This window comes from Sphingomonas floccifaciens (assembly GCF_042681125.1).
GTDB lineage: Bacteria > Pseudomonadota > Alphaproteobacteria > Sphingomonadales > Sphingomonadaceae > Sphingomonas > Sphingomonas floccifaciens.
The window spans coordinates 163,393-182,059 of the sequence record NZ_JBHUFC010000025.1 but is presented as its reverse complement, the minus strand read 5'-3'; the positions used below and the strand labels follow the sequence as shown (position 1 = coordinate 182,059).

15 protein-coding genes are annotated in these 18,667 nt (G+C 69.5%); 6 read left to right on the top strand and 9 right to left on the bottom strand.

Annotated elements, in window-relative coordinates:
- Positions 1-170: 170 nt before the first annotated feature.
- Complete coding sequence (locus ACFSC3_RS20120) at positions 171-995, top strand: PRC-barrel domain-containing protein (RefSeq protein ID WP_380942140.1); 825 nt, start codon at positions 171-173, stop codon at positions 993-995.
- 62 nt (positions 996-1,057) lie between these two features.
- Here ACFSC3_RS20120 and ACFSC3_RS20115 read toward each other — a convergent pair whose 3' ends face one another.
- Complete coding sequence (locus ACFSC3_RS20115; protein ID WP_380942138.1) at positions 1,058-3,910, bottom strand: M16 family metallopeptidase; 2,853 nt, start codon at positions 3,908-3,910, stop codon at positions 1,058-1,060.
- 193 nt (positions 3,911-4,103) lie between these two features.
- On the opposite strand from ACFSC3_RS20115, the gene ACFSC3_RS20110 reads away from it, so the two are divergent.
- From ACFSC3_RS20110 to ACFSC3_RS20095, 4 genes are read left to right on the top strand one after another with little or no spacing between them, the layout of a single operon-like run.
- Positions 4,104-4,424, top strand: coding sequence for a hypothetical protein (locus ACFSC3_RS20110; RefSeq protein WP_380942136.1), 321 nt, complete (start codon positions 4,104-4,106; stop codon positions 4,422-4,424).
- A 44-nt stretch (positions 4,425-4,468) separates the two neighbouring features.
- Positions 4,469-4,600, top strand: a complete 132-nt coding sequence (locus ACFSC3_RS20105) for an entericidin A/B family lipoprotein (protein WP_380942135.1) — start codon at positions 4,469-4,471, stop codon at positions 4,598-4,600.
- A gap of 5 nt (positions 4,601-4,605) precedes the next feature.
- A complete protein-coding gene (locus ACFSC3_RS20100; RefSeq protein ID WP_380942133.1) occupies positions 4,606-5,214 on the top strand; it encodes a TspO/MBR family protein in 609 nt (202 codons plus the stop codon).
- Complete coding sequence (locus tag ACFSC3_RS20095; protein WP_380942131.1) at positions 5,211-5,705, top strand: DUF427 domain-containing protein; 495 nt, start codon at positions 5,211-5,213, stop codon at positions 5,703-5,705. The genes ACFSC3_RS20100 and ACFSC3_RS20095 overlap by 4 nt, the downstream gene beginning before the upstream one ends.
- 7 nt (positions 5,706-5,712) lie before the next feature.
- On the opposite strand, the gene ACFSC3_RS20090 is transcribed toward ACFSC3_RS20095, so the two are convergent.
- Positions 5,713-6,366 (bottom strand): TMEM175 family protein, encoded by a 654-nt coding sequence (locus ACFSC3_RS20090; protein ID WP_380942129.1) that lies wholly within the window; start codon positions 6,364-6,366, stop codon positions 5,713-5,715.
- A gap of 182 nt (positions 6,367-6,548) precedes the next feature.
- Between ACFSC3_RS20090 and ACFSC3_RS20085 the strand changes: the two genes are divergently transcribed.
- Positions 6,549-9,023 (top strand): ATP-binding protein, encoded by a 2,475-nt coding sequence (locus ACFSC3_RS20085; RefSeq protein ID WP_380942128.1) that lies wholly within the window; start codon positions 6,549-6,551, stop codon positions 9,021-9,023.
- A gap of 123 nt (positions 9,024-9,146) precedes the next feature.
- On the opposite strand, the gene ACFSC3_RS20080 is transcribed toward ACFSC3_RS20085, so the two are convergent.
- The 7 genes from ACFSC3_RS20080 to ACFSC3_RS20050 form a co-directional block, all read right to left on the bottom strand.
- Positions 9,147-10,526, bottom strand: a complete 1,380-nt coding sequence (locus ACFSC3_RS20080) for an efflux transporter outer membrane subunit (RefSeq protein ID WP_380942126.1) — start codon at positions 10,524-10,526, stop codon at positions 9,147-9,149.
- Positions 10,523-11,668: an HlyD family secretion protein gene (locus tag ACFSC3_RS20075; RefSeq protein WP_380942124.1), complete on the bottom strand. Its 1,146-nt coding sequence runs from the start codon at positions 11,666-11,668 to the stop codon at positions 10,523-10,525. Before ACFSC3_RS20075 ends, ACFSC3_RS20080 begins: the two co-directional genes overlap by 4 nt.
- Positions 11,665-13,317 (bottom strand): MFS transporter, encoded by a 1,653-nt coding sequence (locus tag ACFSC3_RS20070; RefSeq protein ID WP_380942122.1) that lies wholly within the window; start codon positions 13,315-13,317, stop codon positions 11,665-11,667. Before ACFSC3_RS20070 ends, ACFSC3_RS20075 begins: the two co-directional genes overlap by 4 nt.
- A gap of 283 nt (positions 13,318-13,600) precedes the next feature.
- Entirely contained in the window at positions 13,601-15,751 is a 2,151-nt protein-coding gene (locus ACFSC3_RS20065; RefSeq protein WP_380942120.1) for a TonB-dependent siderophore receptor, read from the bottom strand.
- A 92-nt stretch (positions 15,752-15,843) separates the two neighbouring features.
- Positions 15,844-16,995 carry a hypothetical protein gene (locus ACFSC3_RS20060; RefSeq protein WP_380942119.1) on the bottom strand — a complete coding sequence of 384 codons (1,152 nt, stop codon included), beginning with the start codon at positions 16,993-16,995 and terminating at the stop codon, positions 15,844-15,846.
- 17 nt (positions 16,996-17,012) lie between these two features.
- Positions 17,013-17,801, bottom strand: a complete 789-nt coding sequence (locus ACFSC3_RS20055) for a WecB/TagA/CpsF family glycosyltransferase (protein WP_380942117.1) — start codon at positions 17,799-17,801, stop codon at positions 17,013-17,015.
- Between the two features lie 147 nt (positions 17,802-17,948).
- Positions 17,949-18,602, bottom strand: coding sequence for a TetR/AcrR family transcriptional regulator (locus ACFSC3_RS20050; RefSeq protein WP_380942115.1), 654 nt, complete (start codon positions 18,600-18,602; stop codon positions 17,949-17,951).
- Positions 18,603-18,667 lie beyond the last annotated feature (65 nt).

Sequence of the window (18,667 nt, the reverse complement as noted above, 5' to 3'; positions counted from 1 at the left end):
TTCGCCGGAGCACGGTTGGGTGAAGTCGGCTGAATCACACCTCGGAATATGCCCCGGCGCGTGGGGCAGCAGCGCTTCACGCCAGGCCAATTTCAAAAAAATCGTATCCGCCGGGATTAAGTGGATCGCGGCACCCGTTCTCCCAACAGAACCGATTAGGGAGATACGAGATGACACGCACACTGTTCACGACCGCGGCGCTGGCTCTGGCGATCGCTGCGACTCCGGCTTCGGCACAGCTGCTCGGTGGCGGCGGCGGTGTCGGCGGGATGCTCGGCGGCGGGCTGGGCAGCGGGCTTGGCGGAACGCTGCGCGGACCCGGACCGATGATCGACGGGACGCTCCGCCGCTCGGGCGCAGGTGAGGTGCGGACCGAGCGTCAGGTCGACCGTCGCAGCGGCCGCGTTCGCGCCGGCGGGACTGCCTCGGGCCAGGGCGGTACGCTGCTCGATGGCGGCTTGCCGATCGGCAGTGGCAGCGCCGAGACGCGCGGATCGGGCAGCGCAGGCGGTAGCGCCGACGCGCAACTGATCGGCACCGATGCGGTGCGCTCGACGGCCCGCAGCGCCGTGGGTGAAGCGCGTGGCCTCGCCGGGCGCGGTCGTGAGGCGATCGGCGGGGCGCGTGACACGGTTGGCGGCGCCCGCGACGCGGTGGGGTCGGCAGCCGGCAGCGCGGCCGGTTCGGCAACCGGCGCGGCGAGCGGCAGCGGCAGCCTGACCAACGGCATGCTCGCTCTCGCCGGCAGCGCAGCGGCGGACGGTGCTGGCAGCTTCGACGTGGCGCCGGGCATGAATGTCGTCGACGCAAAGGGCCGCGCGCTCGGCACCGTCCGCTCGCTAAAGAGCGAGGCAAACGGCCGGGTCCGCGAAGTGCTGGTCCAGGTCGGCGACCGGGTCGCGACGCTGCCCGCCGCCAACTTCTCAGGCGAGGGTAACGTGCTGGTCTCGGCAATGGGTCGCGGCGCGGTGAAGCGCGAGGCGAGCGAGCAGTAAGCCCGACCGTCGATGTCTAAACGCGGGGCGTGCGCGGCAAGTTCGCGCACGCCCCGTCGTCGTTACTTCGCGGCGACCAGCGTCGGGGTCGACAGGTCGACCGCGTCGGCGCGGATGAGTTCCAGGTCGGGGCGGATCGCGCGCAGCTTGTCGACGAACTGCCTGGCGTCACCGACCACGACGATGTTGGCGTTGGCACCCGCCACGCTCGCCTTCGCCGCCGCACTGGCCCCGGCCGCGTCGACCGCATCGATCCTGCTGGTCAGCCGCGCCGCTTCCGCCGGCGACAGACCCTGGTGGATCAGCCCGGCGATCGTCACGCCAAGGCCGCGGCTGGTTTCGGCGGCACGGCTGAGCCCACCGGCCAGGAACGTCTTGCGCTTGTCGACCGTCGCGGCGTCGAGCGGCTCGCGGCCGAGCCGGTCGAATTCGTTCAGGAAGATCTGCACGACATCGGCGGCGCTTTCGTTCTTGGTCTGGGTCGTCGCGGTCAGCAGGCCATCGTCGGCGCGCGCGGACACGGCGCTGTAGGCGCCGTAGGACAGCGCGCGCTTGACGCGGATTTCCTGGAACAGCCGGCCGTTGGAGCCGGCGCCGAGCACGGCATTGGCGACCTGGAGATCGAACCAGCGCGGATCGGCACGGTCGAGCCCGCGGACCCCCGCCGCGATCGCCGCCTGGCCGGCACCGGGCATGTCGATGACGACGAGGCGCGGCTTGCCCGGCTGGCCGGCGCGAGCGGTCGGCAGAGCGGGCGTGGCGCCGGTCGCGCGCCAGTCGCCGAAAAGGCGATCGCTCAGTTGACGCGCGGCGGCGGGATCGATCCCGCCGGTGACGACGACGGTCGCCAGTTCCGGTCGCCACCAGCGGGCATGCGCCGCGGTCAGGTCGTCGCGGGAGATCGCGGTGACGCTCGCGGCAGTCGGGATCATGCCATAGGGCGCGGTGCCGTAGCTGACCGCCTGAAGCGCCGCGCCGGCAAGCGCGCCCGGGTTCTTCATCGCGACCGACAGGGCATCGAGCGTCTGGCGACGGCGGCGCTCGACCTCCGCGGCGGGCACGCTGGCGTTGCGCACGACATCGGCCAGCACTGCGCCGGCCTGCGCCAGCGTGGCGACCGGACCTGTCACGCTGACGATGGTCCCGTCGGCCCCGGCCTGCGCGTCGATCCGCGCGCCCAGCGCCTCGACCTGGGCGGCGATCTGCTCGGCGGAGCGGGTGGTGGTCCCCTGAGTCGCGAGGTCGGCGAGCATCGCGGCGAGCCCGGCGCGGCCCTGCGGATCGGTGGCGCTGCCGCCCTTCAGCACGACCGCCATCGTCGCCACGGGAACCGAACCGGTGCGCGCGGCGACCACGCCCATGCCGTTGGCGAGCCGGCTTTCGGCGATCACCGGCGGCGTGACCGGCAAGGCCGTGCCCGGCTGGGGCGGCGCCTGGCGGCTTGCTTCGGGCGCGAGCGCGAGTGGGGCGCGGGTGGCCGCCGGGACCGAGGCCCAGGTCGGCATCGGCGTGGGATTGGCCCAGGCATCCGCCGCGCCGGCCGGGCGCTGTTTCTCGTCGAGGTAGCGGACATCGACCCGCGCCTCGGGCTTCAGATACTGGCGCGCGACGCGCTGCACGTCGGCGGCTGTCACCTTGCCGACCAGCGCCAGTCGGCGATCGAGCGCGCGCGGGTCGCCCGTGCGGACCAGCGCCTCGCCGATCGCAAAGGCACGGCCATCGAACGTCTCGCGCTCTCGCAAAGCAGAGGCCAGGATCTCGTTCTTCGCCTCGGCCAGCTCGGTCGCGCTGACCGGCTCGTCGCGCACGCGCGCGATCTGCGCGGCGAGCGCGGGTTCTGCCTCCGTAACCGTCCGGCCGCTGGCGAGCGTCACGCTGGGCGCAAAGAAGCCGCCGTCTTCGACATCCTGCAACTGGACGCCGACTGACGACGCGATTTGGGAATCGCGGACGAGCGCGCGGTAGAGGCGCGAATTCTGGCCGCCCGACAGCACGGCATCGAGCACCTCAAGCGCAGCGAGATCGGGACTCGCCGACCCCGGAATGCGCCAGGACGACGCGATCATCGCCAGCGGGACGTTGGGCGCATAGGCGGTGACGGTGCGCGGCTTCGTCCGCGGCGCCTCGGTCGCGGTCACCTTTAGCGGGATGGGATTGGCGCGGCGCGGGATGGCGGCGAAATAGCGATCGACCAGCGCATCGAGCTGACGCGGGTCGAAGTTGCCCGACACGATCAGCGTCGCGGTATCGGGGCCGTAGAACGCCTCGTGAAACGCACGCGCGTCGCCCAGCGTCGCGGCGTCGAGCTGTTCCAGGCTGCCGATCCCCGAACGGCGCATCGGCAGCGTGTCATAGCTGTTTTCGTCCATGATCAGCCGCAGCCGGCCATAGGGCGGCGCGAGCACGCGCTGGCGCAACTCCTCCTTCACAACGTTGCGCTCGGTTTCGAATACCTGTTCGTCGACCACCGGCCGCGCCATGCGCTCGGCATGGGTCCACAGCATCGTCTCCAGATATTGGGCGGGGACGATCTCGTAATAGTTGGTGCGATCGAACCAGGTCGATGCGTTGCGCGACCCGCCGACATCCTCGGTCAGCTTGTTGATCGCATTATAGGGCATGTTGACCGTCTTGCGGGACAGGATGTGCTCGAACAGATGCGCGAAGCCCGAGCGGCCCTGCGGGTCGTGCTTCGAGCCGACGTCGTACCAGACCTGGGTCGTGACATTGGGCGTGGTGGTATCGCGGATCGCGATCACCTTCAGGCCGTTGGCCAGCGTCCGCTCGGTAAAGGCGACGGGCGGAACCACGATCGACGTTGCCGCCGCCCCTGCACGCTGCTGCGCCGCTGCGGGAGCGAACATGGTTCCCGCGAGCAAAGCGGCGATGACGATGGGACGAGGAGAGAGGGGCATCGCGGGGCATCCTGGGCAAAGGGGAAGAGCAGGCCATAGCAAGCCGCTTCGGCGTGGGCGGTCAATCCATGTGTCTACTGGTTGCGAAGCCGGACGTCGATCCGTCCGGCGACGCACCGGAACGGTCGCGCCTATCACAGGTTACTCACTCGGATCGCATGCCATCGTGTCGCCGGTCCGTGGAGGAACGGCAATGAAGGTCATCGTCCTGGCATGTGTCGCCGGCCTCGCAGTCACCGCCTGTGCAGCACCATCGCAGCGGATTTCGACCGGCTTGCAGCGCTATGGCCTGGATGCGCAGCGATCGACGTGCGTCGGCGACCGGTTGCAGGGCGACCTGTCGCTGGGGCAGCTGCAACAGCTGGGCAAGGCGGCGGCCGCCTATCGACGGGACGATACCGATCCGACGCGCCTGACGGTCAGCGACCTGCTGCGCGTCGCCGGCGAGATCCGTGATCCCGCTATCGCGCTGGCGGTCGGCAAGGGTGCCGCCGGCTGCGGGATCGTGCCGTGAGCGCGGGCGACCGTGTCCCATCATTTGGATGAAAGGTTTTCGTCATGAGCCGCAAGATCATCGCCACAGCCGGGTTCGCCATCCTGCTCGGGCTCAGCGCCTGCAATACCGTCAGGGGGGCGGGCGAGGATCTGAAGTCGGCCGGGGATGCCATTTCCGGCGAGAAGGGCAAGTAGGCCGGGTGGCTATTGCGAGCCAGCCGCCGATCGCGAAGGCGACGGGCAAACTGTTCGGTGCCGGCGATACCGGGACGGCACCGCCCGGGTCAGCCGCCTCCGATGCGGGAGAGAAAGGTCTTCCGCCCATAGTCGCACTCGGCATCGTCGGCGCGGTGCTGGGCGCCAGTGCGCTGATCGGCCGCCGCAACGCGCCCGATGCGTCGCATCCCGGTGTCCGCCGCTGGTACCGGCGGCTCGACAAGCCCGGCTATACGCCGCCCGACGCCGTGTTCGGCGCGGTGTGGCCGGTGCTGGAGACGGGGCTGGCGGTCGGTGGCTATCGCCTGTTGCGTCAGCCGGCGACGCCGCGGCGCAACGCCGCGGTGGGGCTGTGGCTGGCGAACAGCGCGATGATCGGCGGCTGGACCGAACTGTTCTTCCGCCGCAAGCGGCTCGACGCGAGCGTCGCGGCGTCGGGGGCGATGATCGCGTCGGGCGCGGCGCTGGTGGTCACCGCGGCGAAGGTCGACCGGCCGGCGGCGGTGCTGGCGGTACCGTTCGTCGCCTGGCTGGGCTTTGCGACATTGCTCGCCGAACGCATCCGCCGCGATAATCCGCAGGCAGGCGCGTGAGGCCGTCGCCCGATCCAGTCGCGCCGGGGCAGGAAAGCGTCTGGTCCTACCCCCGCCCGGCGATCGCGCAGGCAAGCGACCGCCATGTCCGGATCGAGCATCGCGGTGTCGTCGTGGCCGACAGCCGGGCACCGGTCCGCACGCTGGAGACTAGTCATCCACCCAGCTGGTACCTGCCGCCTGCCGACATCGCGCAGGGACTGTTGCAGCGGTCCGATCGCCGGTCCTTTTGCGAATGGAAGGGCGAGGCAGTGTATTGGCATCTGGCGGTCGGCGGCGAGCTGTTGCGCGACATCGCCTGGAGCTATCCGAACCCGACCCCCGGCTTCGCCATCCTGCGCGATCACGTCGCTTTCTACGCCGGGCCGCTCGACCGCTGTACGGTCGACGGTGAGGTCGTCCGCGCGCAACCGGGTGGCTTCTACGGTGGCTGGATCACATCGGATCTGGCAGGCCCGTTCAAGGGCGTGCCGGGCAGCATGGGCTGGTGACGCGACGTCAGGCTATAGCGGTGCAGGAGCGCGCACTCAGCCCTTTCGCCGCAGGATATAGGAGATGATCGGGCTGCCGATGCCGAGCACGCCCAAGGCTGCGAGCGGGGACACCATGCCTGCCGCGAAGGCCAGTCCGCCGATCAGGATCGGAATCCAGCTGGCGCGCAGGAAGGGGTGGAGATCCTCTGCGCTGACGTCGCCGCGCCGGATCGCTGATGCCGATGCGGATGATGCGCTGGTTCAGCAGTCCGAGCAGCACCAGCCACACGGCATAGAAGCCGACGCCCACCCGCAACTGCGCATATTCGGCGACCACCGCGGTCGGAAACGGTATGAAGGCGACCGCAAGCAGCAGCATCAGGTTCGCCCACAGCAGCCGGGTATTCGTCGGGCGCAATTCCCCCAGCACGACATGATGCGACACCCAAAAGCGCGCCAGCACGAGGAAGCTGACCAGGAAGCCGACGTAGCTGGGGATGATCGCCAGCAACGCGTTCGCCAGCGACACGTCGTCGAAGCGCGCGATATGCGGCAGCTTCACCTCGACCACCAGCAGGGTCATGGCGATGGCGAAGACCGCGTCGGAAAAGAACGCCATCCGTTCCAGCTGCGCCTTGCTGTGTTCGTGATCGATCCGGCCGTCGTCCGTCCTGTGCACCGCGTCCCCCAAGTCCTGCCCCGTACCTGAGTGACGCAAGTGCGCGGGTAGCGAAAGCCTCGATCGCACGGCGGCGCCGATTTCCCGGATCGGCGGCGGCGAGATGTGCCCGGTTTCCGCTTCGTAGCGAAAGATGCTATCGCGGTCGCGAACATCGCTCAGCCGGGTTTTTCAGTCGTCTTATGATGCATAATGTTGCCGGTCCCGATGGCGTCGATGGCCCAGTCTTCCTGAACGGCGGCGGCGAATGTGGCCGTCTGATCGCGGCTCGGGACTGGTCGGCGACGCCGCTGGGGCCGATCGCGGGGTGGAGCCAGCCGCTGCGCACGGCGACCGCGCTGCTGTTGCGCTCGCCAGTGCCGATCGTGATGCTGTGGGGCGACGAAGGTGTCATGATCTACAATGACGCCTATTCGGGCTTCGCCGGCGGGCGCCACCCCGACCTGCTCGGCAGCAACGTGCGCGAGGGCTGGCCCGAGGTCGCCGACTTCAACGACAATGTCATGCGGGTCGGGCTTGCCGGCGGCACGCTCAACTACCGCGACCAGGAACTGACGCTCCACCGCCACGGCCGGCCCGAGCAGGTGTGGATGGACCTCGACTATTCGCCGGTCCCGGACGAGGATGGGGCGCCCGCCGGCGTCATCTGCATCCTTGCCGAGACGACGGAGCGCGTCGCGGCCGAGCGGCGGACGGCCTTCCTGCTGTCGCTGTCCGATCGCCTGCGCCCGCTGACCACCCCGGCCGAGATCACCAGCCTGGCCGCCGACCTGATCGGCGAACAGATGGACGCATCTCGCGTCTTTTACGCCGAGATCGCCGACGGGCGGATGACGGTCGAGCGCGACTTCACCAACGGCGTGAAGTCGATCGTCGGCGAACATTGCCTCAAAGCGTTCGGTCCCGACCTGCTCAACGCCTATCGCCTGGGCACCCCCGTCGTCGCGCGCGACGTCCCCGGCGACATGCGGCTGAGCGACCTGGCGCGGGCGGGCCTGGCCGAGCGGCAGGTCGGTGCGTTCATCGACGTGGTGCTGTTCGAGGAGGAGCGCTGGGTCGGCCTGCTCGCCGTGCAGAGCGCCGAACCGCGCGACTGGACCGCGGCGGAGGAAAGCCTGGTCCAGGAGGTCGGCGAGCGGTTGAAGAGCGCGATCGAGCGCGCGCGCGCCGAACGCGACCGGCTGTGGACGCTGTCGCAGGACATGCTCGCGCGCGCCGATTTCGGCGGCATGATGTCGGCGGTCAGCCCGGCCTGGACGACGACGCTCGGCTGGAGCGCGAACGAGCTGCTGACGCGGGGCTATGCCGATTTCATGCATCCCGACGACGCCGCGCCGACTTTGGTCGCGATCGAGGGGATGAAGGCGACGCGCCAGCCGACGCGGTTCGAAAACCGTATCGCGACCAAGTCGGGCGGGTGGAAATCGATCGAATGGACCGTCGCGCCGGAGCCGGACGGTATCAATTTCATCGCCGTCGGCCGCGACCTGTCGGAAGCGAAGGCGCGCGAGGCCGAGCTGAAACTGGCGCAGGAAGCCCTGCGCCAGAGCCAGAAGATGGAGGCGATGGGCAGCCTGACCGGCGGCGTCGCGCACGACTTCAACAACCTGCTGACGCCGATCATCGGCTCGCTCGACCTGCTGGTGCGCAATGCGGTCGGCAATGTGCGCGAGCGCCGGCTGATCGAAGGCGCGCTGCAGTCGGCGGAGCGCGCCAAGACATTGGTGCAGCGCCTGTTGGCCTTCGCCCGCCGCCAGCCGCTCCAGGCGGCGGCGGTCGACATCGCGGCACTGGTCGAGGGGATGAGCGGCCTGATCGAATCGACGCTCGGCCCGACCATCACGGTGCGGGTCGACCTGGCCGCCGACCTGCCGCCGGCCAAGGCCGATCTGAACCAGGTCGAGATGGCGCTGCTCAACCTGGCGGTGAACGCGCGCGACGCGATGCCCGGCGGCGGCGAACTTGTGCTGGCCGTGCGGCGCGAGAGCATCGATGCAGGCTCGGCGACCGGACTGGCGCGCGGCCACTATGTCCGCCTGAGCGTCGCCGACAGCGGTATCGGCATGGAGCCCGATGTCGTCGCGCGTGCGGCCGAGCCGTTCTTCTCGACCAAGGGCGTCGGCAAGGGCACGGGGCTGGGCCTGTCGATGGTCCACGGCCTTGCCGCGCAGCTGGGCGGCGGGCTGACGATCGACAGCACACCGGGCGCGGGCACCACGGTGACCTTGTGGCTGCCGGTCAGCACGACCGCCGCGGTCGAGGAGCAGGAGCCGGTCCTGCTGGCCGAGACGATGCGGGTTGGCACCGTCCTGCTGGTCGACGACGAGGAACTGGTTCGCGTCAGCACCGGGCACATGCTGAGCGACCTGGGCTATGACGTCGTCGAGGTGTCGTCGGCGGAAGAGGCGCTGCGCCATTTCGAGGGCGGGCGGACCTTCGACCTGGTCGTGACCGACCACCTGATGCCGGGGATGAGCGGGCTGCAACTGGCGCGCGTGTTGAAGCTGACCTTCCCGCAGGTGCCGGTACTGATCGCGTCGGGCTATGCCGAGGAAGAGGGGATCGACGCCGACCTGCCGCGCCTGACCAAACCCTTCCGCCGCGCGGAACTGGCGGAGCGGCTGGCGGCGATGTCGCAGCGGTCGGTGGCTGGTTAGTCTCGCTCAGCCGACCAGAGCCATCCCGTGCTCCGGCGCAGGCCAGAGCCGTGGCGATCGAAAGCGCTCACGTTTGCCAACGCTCCGGCCTGCGCCGGAGTACGGCTATGCAGTTACCCGCCTCTACCGCCTCTCGGCGCCCGTCCAGCCGCCGCCCATCGCCTGGTATAAAGCGACATAGCTGGTCAGCCGGTCGGCGGAGGCCTGAACGAGACTGAGTTCGGCGGCGAGCAGGCTGCGCTGGGCGTCGAGCTGTTCGATGTAGCTCGAATAGCCCGCGCGATAGCGGTTGCTGGCGTTGCCGACCGCGCCGCGGGTGGCGGCGACCTGGGCGTCGAGCGCGGCGGCTTGCTGCGCTGTCCGCTGCGCCCCGGCCAGCGCATCGTCGACCTCGCGGAAGGCGGTCAGTGCGGTGCGGCGATAGGCGAAGGCGGCCTGGTCGCGCCGTGCAGTCGCCGCATCCGCCTGCGCCGCCAGCCGACCGCCGTCGAAGAGCGGGGCGAGGATGCTGGCGCCGAGCGAGAATATTCCGACCGGGTTCTTCAGTGCCGTCGACAGCACGACGCCGGCCGATCCGGTGAGCAACAGGTTGGGCAGGAAGGCGGCGCGCTGGCTGTCGAGCGACAGGTCGGCGGCGACCAAAGCCTGTTCGGCCTGATAGATGTCGGGTCGGCGGCGGAGCAGGTCGGCGGGCAGACCGACGGGGATGGCAGGCACGCGCAGCCGGTCGAGCGGCTGCCCGCGGGCGATCGCGCCGGGTGTGTCGCCGGCCAGCAGCGACAGCGCATTCTCCTGTCGCGCGATGGCGAGTTCGGCCTGTGGGACCAATTGCTCGGTCGCGGCATATTCGGCCTGCGCCTGTCGATATTCGAGGCGCGACGAATAGCCGGTCTCGTATCGCCGCCGGGCGATGCGCAGGGCGTCCGCGCGCGCGGCCAGTGTCGCGCGGGCGATGGCAAGGCGTTGGTCGAGTGCGCGCAAGGTGATGTAGCCGCTGGCCGCGGTCGACGCCGTCGCCAGCCGAACCGTATCGCGCGCAGCCTCGGTCGTTAGCAACTGCGCGCGCGCCGCCCGGCTGGCGAGACGCAGGCGGCCGAACAGGTCGAGGTCGAAGCTGGCAGTGACCCCCGGCTGTGCCCCGATCGCGCGCGACGGCGTGCCGAGCGGACTGAGCGTCTGCCCCTGTGTTTCGGGCAACTGCCCGCCGATCTGTGGCAGCAATTGCGCGCGCGACAAGGCCTCGGCCGCGCGTGCTTCCTCGACACGCGCGGCGGCGACCGCAATGTCGACATTGTTGGCGAGTGCGCGGGTGACCAGTGCGGTCAGCGCCGGATCGCCGAACGCGGTCCACCAGTCGGCGGTAACGGGTGCGGTGCCGGTTAGGGGCGTGCGCCAGGCAGCGGGCGGGGCCACGCTTGCGGCGGGCGGGGCGGCAGCGCGCTCGCCGGGCGACACGCACCCCGCCACCATCAGCGCGGGTAGCAGGACGCGGACGATCCTCATCGCGACGCGCCTGCGGTATCGACATGCGCGAGGACCGACATGCCGGGCCGCAACCGCTGGGCCAGCGGCTGGTTCGGGTCGATGCGGATGCGCACCGCCAGCCGCTGCGGCACCTTGGTGAAATTGCCGGTCGCATTGTCGGACTTCAGCACTGCGAATTCGCTGCCGGTCGCAGGCGCGATCCGTTCGACCCGACCGCTCAGCCGCGCGCCGGCCAGCGCGTCGACCGTGAAACTGGCCGGCTGTCCGACCGCGATCCGCGCGGTCTGCGCCTCCTTGAAATTGGCGATGACCCAGACTTCGGGGGGAACGAGGAACAGCAGTTGCGAACCGGCGGTGACATATTGGCCGACGTGGACGCCGACCTCGCTCAGCCGTCCCGCCTCCGGCGCGCGGATGACGGTGTTGGCAAGGTCGATGCGGGCAAGGCGCAGCGCCGCTTCCGCCCCCGACACGCCCGCCGCCTGACCGCCGCGGCCGACCTCGACCGTGCGGACGTCCTGCCGCGCGATCTCGCGCGCCGCCTGTGCCTGCGCAACCGCTGCCTGCGCCTGCCGCAGCGTGGCCCGCGTCTGGTCGCGTTCGCGCAACGACACGCTGCCATCGGTGACCAGATCGTCGACCCGCGCCATGTCCGCCTGTGCGCGCATCAGCTGCGCCTGTGCATTCGCGACTGCGGCCTCCTGCGCCTGGACGCTGGCGGCGCGACTGGCCGCGGCCTGGCGGCTGTTGGCCAGCGTCGCCTGCTGCGCGGCGACCTGCGCGGCGGCCTGCTCGACGCGTTGCGCGTAGATGCGCTGGTCGATCATCACCAGTGGCTGGCCGGTCTGGACGGTCGCGAAGTCGCGAACCAATACCTTCGTCACATAACCCGAGACCTGCGGCGCGATGACCGTCACGCGACCGCGGACATAGGTGTTGTCGGTGCTTTCCTCGGCCGTGGTAAACGGCCCGATCCGCCACGCCATCATCACCGCGGCAATACCGGCGAGCGTCAGCAGCAACACGACGATCAGTGCGGTGCGCGAGAGGGCCGGCGGTTGCCAGCCCGAGCCGACCGGCGCCTGCGGCGGCGCGCCGGTCTCGGCCAGCCGCTCCTCGGTGGCGGGGGCGGCATCTACGGGCGTGCGGGCGTCGGTCATGCGGGTTCCTGACGACGCGTTCGGACGGCGCGCCGGATGAGAAGGAAGGCGAGATAGGCGCAGGTCAGCGCGGCGAGGAGGGCGACGAGCCGAAAAACATCGTCATAGGCCAGCACATTCGCTTCGCGCGTCGCTGCCTGCGACAGCAATGCGCCGCCCTCCGCGGTGCGCAGCGCCGGATCGCCGATCACGCGCCCGACCCCGGCCGCCCCCGCTTGCAACCGTTGCTGGACGATCGGGTCGGTCGGGTCGATCGCCTGCACCAGCGCCGCGCTGTTCGCCTTCTCGCGCACCACTTGGTAGGTGCCGAGCAGCGCAGATCCGCCGAGCCCGCCCAGCGAATTGATGATCCCGAACAGCGCGATGAAGCTGATGATATGGCCCGACCCCTCCTTCAGCGCACGGGTCATGCCGAACAGCAGGGCGGGGCCGAGGAAGAAGGTCGCGGAAAAGGCGATCAGCGCCTGGGTGACATAGAGTTGCGGCGCGCGCGTCAGGCTGGTCGCGTGCGAGTCGACATAGGCGGCGACCGCGACCAGCCCGATCGCCAGCATTACCGGATGGCTCAAGCGCTGGACGTTCAATGTCGCCGCGCTCGCCAGTACGCCTGCCAGCGACGCGACGGCGATGATCGCGTGGAATTCCTGCAACTGGTCGTTGGTCTGGCCCAGCACGGTCAGCAACCCCACCGCACCCAGCGTCTGTTCTGACAGCACGATCCGCGCCATCACCGTGACAATCGTGAACCGCACGATGTCCGCGCTCGCCAGCCAGCGGGTGTTGAGCAGCGGGTTGGCGCGGCCATGCTCGATCGTCAGCGCAACGGCCAGCATCGGGATCGCGACGATCAGCGCCCAGCCGATCCATGCCGCCTGCGTCCACCACACGATCCGCCCGAGGCCGAGCACCGCGGCGAACAGCGCCATGCTGGTGGCGAACAGCGCAAAGGTGATGAAGTCGGTCTGCTCGAACGCCTTCTGCCGAACGGTCGGCGGCAGACGGAAGACGAGGACTGCGGCAAGGCTGAGTGCGGCCAGTCCGAGCTCGAACAGATAGAGCGCGCGCCATTGGCTCATCGCCAGCAACTCTGGCGAGAACAGTCGCGCAAGCGGCGTCGCGCATTGCGGGATGCCGATGCCCAGGACCACGCCTTTCAGCCGCGCCGCGGGCGGCATCGCCTGCATGATGTAGTAGAGGGCGAAGGTGCTGAGCGGTGCGGCCGCCATACCGCTCGCCGCGCGGACCAGAATTGCGGACGAGAAATCGCTGACGAACAGATGCGCGAGACACAGCAGCGCATAGAGGCCGACGAAGATCAGAGCGAAGGGCCTGAGGCCGAATTGCTGACGGAACTTGATGAGCAGCAGGTTGATGCTGACGTTGGTCATCACATAGACCGTCGGCAGCCACGCGACCTCGACGGGGTCGAGGCCGAGCGAACCGCCGAGCACGCCGGTATTCACCGCGACCAGCGCATTACCCAGACCGCCGGTGAGACCCAGCAGTACTGCGACCGCGATATAGGCCGCCTTGCGCCGCGCGGGATGCGCCGGCGATCCGGGCGATCCGGGCATGACCGGCGCCTCGTGCGGGGCATAGTCCCACCGCTCTTCGGCGAGAGCGCGTCTGATCCGGCTGGCGATTCCCATCGGCTTCGTTTCACGACCCCCTGTCGGCAACAGTACGAAGCTGAGGGCGAAGCGTTGCGTACTCGGGGGTCGGGTGCGCTGCTATCTATATATGCCGTTGGAAAGACAAAAGCCGTCGGTCGGAGCACGGGAGCGTCCGGAACAGGGCGGATCAAACGTCCGAGGATCGAGCGGCTGATCCGGGTCGCTCGCCATCATTCGTGCCAAGCGAAGTCGAAGCATAGGAGTCCCATGCCCTTCGACTTCGCTCAGGGCGAACGAATCTGCTCGAAGGCTCGCAGCCCTAGAAACCCGCGCGGACGCCGATCGTGGCCGTCCGCGGGGCGCCCGGCTGCACCCAAACGGGGGCGTAGCTATTGGCGTACCATTGTGCGTCGAACAGGTTCGTCACCGACCCGAACAGCTCCAGCCGGTCGGTGAGCGCGACCGTGCCGAACAGGCGGGCGAGCGTGTGCGACGGCAGAACGAAGTCGGTCCCCCTCGCACCGCTGCGCGCACCGACGTGCTGGACGCCCGCGCCCAGCTGCACCGACTGCCCGGCGATCGAGAAGCGCTTGGCCGCCTGGACGTTCAAGTTGTGGCGCGGGATGTTGATCAGCGGGTCGCCCGGCTGGATCTGGAAGGAAAAGGCGGGGTCGAGGACACGCGATCGCGCTTCGGCGTCGGTATAGGCATAGCTTGCCAGCACCTCGACATCGCCCGGCAGGCGGCCGTTCACGTCCAGTTCGACCCCGCGGCTGCGCGCGCGGCCGACCGCGACCGAGAAGCCGGGATTGAGCGGGTCGGTCGCCAGCACATTGGTCTTGTCGAGTTCGTAGACGGCAAGCGTTCCCGTCAGCCGGCCGCCCAGCGCCGACAGCTTCACCCCGGCCTCGATCGAGCGGCTGGTTTCGGGTTCGAACACCCGCCCCGCAAAATCCGCACCGATGTTCGCGCGGTAGCCCTCGCCATAAGCCGCGTAGAGCGACACGGGCTTCGACAGTTCGTAGACGATCCCCGCCTGCGGGCTGAACCGCCCGCGCTTGCGTCGGCCGAGCACGTTCGTCAGCCGATTGTCGACGCGCAGCAGGAAGTCGTCGTAGCGCCCGCCGATCCGGACCTGCAACCGGTCGGTCAGGCTGATCTGGTCCTGGATATAGGCGCCCATCGTCCGCTGCACGTCCAGCCGGTCGGTCAGCAGCGACGTCGTCGGCACCGGGTAGCGGCCATAGACCGGATTGCGGATGTCGATGACATAGCCCGCCTGGTCGGTCGTCGTCGCGCTGACCACCGGACCGCGATAGCGGGTGAACAGCTGGTCGGTATCGAACCGGTCGATGTCGGCGCCGATCAACAGTCGGTGCCGCAGCGCGCCCGTCATAACCTCGCCCGAAACTTCGGCGCGTAGAACGCTGTGCGCCGATGTATAACGCCGCGTCCGGCGCTGGCGCGACAGCGAGGTGCCGTCGACATACAGCTTCTGGCGCGATCGCAGCGTTTCCGCATCCGACGACGCGCTGGTCAGCAGCGTGTCGCGGTGGCTGGCGCCGACCAGCAGGCTCCACCCGCCGCCGAAGTCATGCTGCACGCGCAGCTGGTGCCCGGTCGCGCGCGCGACCGTATCGCCATCGCTCGGCTCGCCCAGGAAACGGCTGCGCGGCACCGTGTCGAAATTGCCGTTCAGCACGACGATGCCGCGATCGAACGGCACCTCGACCCGCGTCCATTCGAAGTCGTAGGTCAGCCGGGTCCGCGCGCCCAGGCCCAGCCCGATCGACGGCAGGAAGCCCCAGCGCCGCTGTTCGATCGTGTCGCGAAAGCTGTTCCCCGCCTCGGCATAGCCGATCAGTCGCGTCGTGAGATTGCCGGTCAATGCCAAGTTGACGTCGGTTTCGGCGCGGACGGTATCGAAGCTGCGATATTGCACGGCGGATGTGCCGAACGTCCGGCCGAGTTGCGCCTGCTTGGTCACCAGATTGACCGACCCGCCCGGCTCGCCGCGGCCGAGGACCGCCGCGGCGGGGCCTTTCAGCACCTCGATACGCTCGATACCCGCCACGTCGCGCTGGCCGCTGAACCCGCGCCCGGCGTTGAAGCCGTTGACCAGATAGCCGCTCGGCAGATTCTCGTCGCCGGCAAAGCCGCGCACCGCGAAGCTGTCCCACAGCCCGCCCAGCGTGTTCTGCCGGACGACGGAGGCGTTCAGGTCGAGCGCGTCGGTCAGGCGCAGGATCGCATTCTGCTCGATCACCGCCTCGTCGATCGTCGTGATCGCCTGCGGGATTTCCTTTACCGCAAAATCGCCGCGATAGGATTGGCGCACGCCGGTGACGGTCACGGTCTGCACCGTGTCGGCATCGGTAACGGGCGGATCGTCGGTCGCCCGTGCCGTCACGGGCAGGCTGGCGAGCGACAGGGCGGTGAGGCAGGTGGCGGCGCGGAGAACAGGCTTCAAGTGGACAACCCTATCGACGGATGACGTTCGCGGCGCGCCTATGCATGTTATATGGTATCATCGTCAACGGGCCGGTGCAGGAATGGTCGTCGTCAGATCAGTCGCGCGGCGTCCTCGCGCGCCGTCTCGGTCCGACGCGGGCGGGTGAGCTCCAGCGCCCCCCAGGCGAACATGCTCGCCCAGCTGTTGCGGTGACCCGATCGGCGGTCGAAGGTCATTCCTCCGGCGGGCGCGATCCAATCCAGCACATTGGCGGTGATAGCGGGGACCAGCACACGCCAATGCTGTGCAAGGGGCGGCGCCAGCGCGCCTGCGCGGTCGAGGATCAGGCCGGCGCGCAGCAGTTGGGCCTGCGCGTCTCCACGGCTGGACGCCATCGGCTCGCCGACGATCGCCGGCAGGTCGAGCGTGACCGGGTCCATCGTGTCGAGCACCGCAGCGAACATGTCGGCCGCCCGGGCCAGGTCACCGACGTCGCCACCGCGCGCCCAGGCGATCAGCCAGCCCTCGACCAGATACAGCGCTGGGTGAAGCTCGCGAACCGGCCGCCGCGCCTCCTCCCGCCAGGCGTCCAACGTCGTGCGGGCCAGCACCGCCGCGCCGTCGTCCCCCTCGTCGAGCGCGGCGGCCGCCTTCACATGATGCACGTCGACCTGCGTCGACCATTTGACGGGCACGACCACCCCGCCGCCCTCGCGCACGCGGTGCGAGCCCAGCCGTCCGTCGGCGCCGATCGCTTCGGCGGCCGCGCGGTAGCGTGCCAGCAGGGCAGGGGCGACCAGCCCCGGCCAGCGTCGCTCGACCGCGATCATGCCGCGGACGATCATCGCCAGGTCGAAGGTGAACAGGCAATGGTTGCGCCAGTCGCCGGCGCGCGCGCAGCGTCGCTCGATCGTCGCCGGCGCCCCGTCCGCGCCCGACCGGTCGAACCAGTCGAGCACCTTGGCCGCGAGCGTACGGCACTCGTCCTCTGCGGCGTCGACGCCGACGATCTGCGTCAGGAACGAAAGATAATAGCCGCCGATCTCCGGGTAGAGGCCGTCATGGTCGTCGCTGTCGGCGGCCAGCCAGTTGACGACGCCGACGCTGCCATCGGCCCCTTCGCGCGCGACGGCGGGGGACAGCATCCAGCGAGCGAGGTCATGCCGCGCCCGAGCGACTCGTGCCGCGGTGGGCGCCATGGCGTGCCGCCGCGGAGGCGTGGCGGTCTCGATCGGCAGGGGAAGCGCCGCTGTCTTCGGCATGGTCGCAATTCCTTCGGTCAGGACGACGGCGTCGTCGGGGTGGGCTGGCGCACGATTGGGCGGCGGGCGGCATGGAGCGCGACGACGGCGCGGAATGCCTTCAGATACCGGGGGATCAGCCGGCGCGGCTCGGTCAGGATGCGCCACACCCATTCGAACCCGGTCGCGCGCAGCCAGTGGGGCGCGCGGCGGACATGGCCGCCGACCTGGTCGACGGCCGATCCGATGCACAGGCCGATGCCGGTCGTGCCACCCGCCGCCGCGATGGCATGCGCCAGGATTTCCTGACGCGGCGATCCGCAGGCAAGCAGGACCAGCGTCGCGGGCCGATCGCGCAGATGGGCGAGAGCTTGGTCGACGATATCGGCGGCCTCGGGATCGAAGCCGAACGGCAGGTCGAGGTGGTCGACCTCAGATAGTCCGAAACGCTCGCGCAGCGCGGTGACGGCCGGCGCCGTCGTACCGATGACGGTGACGGGCGTATCGCGTGGGACCGCCCGCAGCACGGCGTCGGTCAGGTCGCTGCCGGTGACGACGCGCGGCATCGGCGTGCCCAACAGGCGACCGACACGCGCGAGGAACCGGCTGTCGAACACCCGCGCTTCCGCCGCCGCATAACAGCGCGCGAGCGTGGTATCGCCCGCATCCAGCCGCGCGAGATGATCGGCATTGGGCGTGACGACATAGCCGAAGGGCGTCCCTGCCGGGCGCGCGACGATCGCGGCGGTCACGTCGGCCAGCGGTACGTCGAGCACCTCGACGCCGAGCAGGTCGGCGCGCGCCAGCCCCGGCGAGCCCGCGATCATGATCCACTCTCGTGCGGCACCCGACCCCCGTTTGCGCGATCCGCAGCCCGGCTGCGTGGGATCGGCTTAAGGGGCAGGTCTAAATTCTTGATTGCGACGTGGGTAAGATCGCGTTGACCATGTCTGGGCGCGGTAAGCCGGCGCGTATCAGTCGGGCTGAACCGCCAACCCCCGCCGCAGCATCGCCGCCGCGGTCGCCGCGACGTCGTCGGCGGGGAGGTCCGCGTCCCACACGCCGTAGCGCAGGCCCAGGAACACGTTCATCCCCATGATCGCCCAGGCGTGGACCTCGCCCACGTCGGCGCGCAGTTCGCCGCGTTCGGCGGCGGCGGTCAGGCGCTGGCGGATGCGTTCGGCGGTCGTCGCATAATGGCGGCGGAAGCTGTCGGGATCGACGAATTCCGATTCGTCGATGATGCGATAGATTTCCTTGTGGTCGCGCACGAAGCCCAGGAAACCGGCAAGGCCCGCGCGCTCGCCGTCGATCCCGTCCTTCGCCGCGCGGATGCCCGGCGCGACATGGTCGCGGACCTGGGACGACATATGGGTGACGAGCGCGCGGAACACCGCGTCCTTCGAATCGAAATAGGTGTAGAAGCTGCCCAGCGCGACGCCGGCGCGGCGGGTTATGCCGCTGATCGAGGCGTCGTGGAATCCCCGCTCTCCGAATTCCTGTGCGGCGGCATCCAGGATCGCCTGCTGCGTGCGCCGCCCGCGTTCGGTCCGCGGCGCCTTGCCTTCGCCGGCCGCAGCCTGCCCATCGATCGCAACCGTTGCCGCGGGGACACGCCTGGCCGCCATTTCGATGCTCCTCCCCAAAATCCCAAGTTGAAACCTGGTTCAACTTTCACTAAAGATGTCGGCGA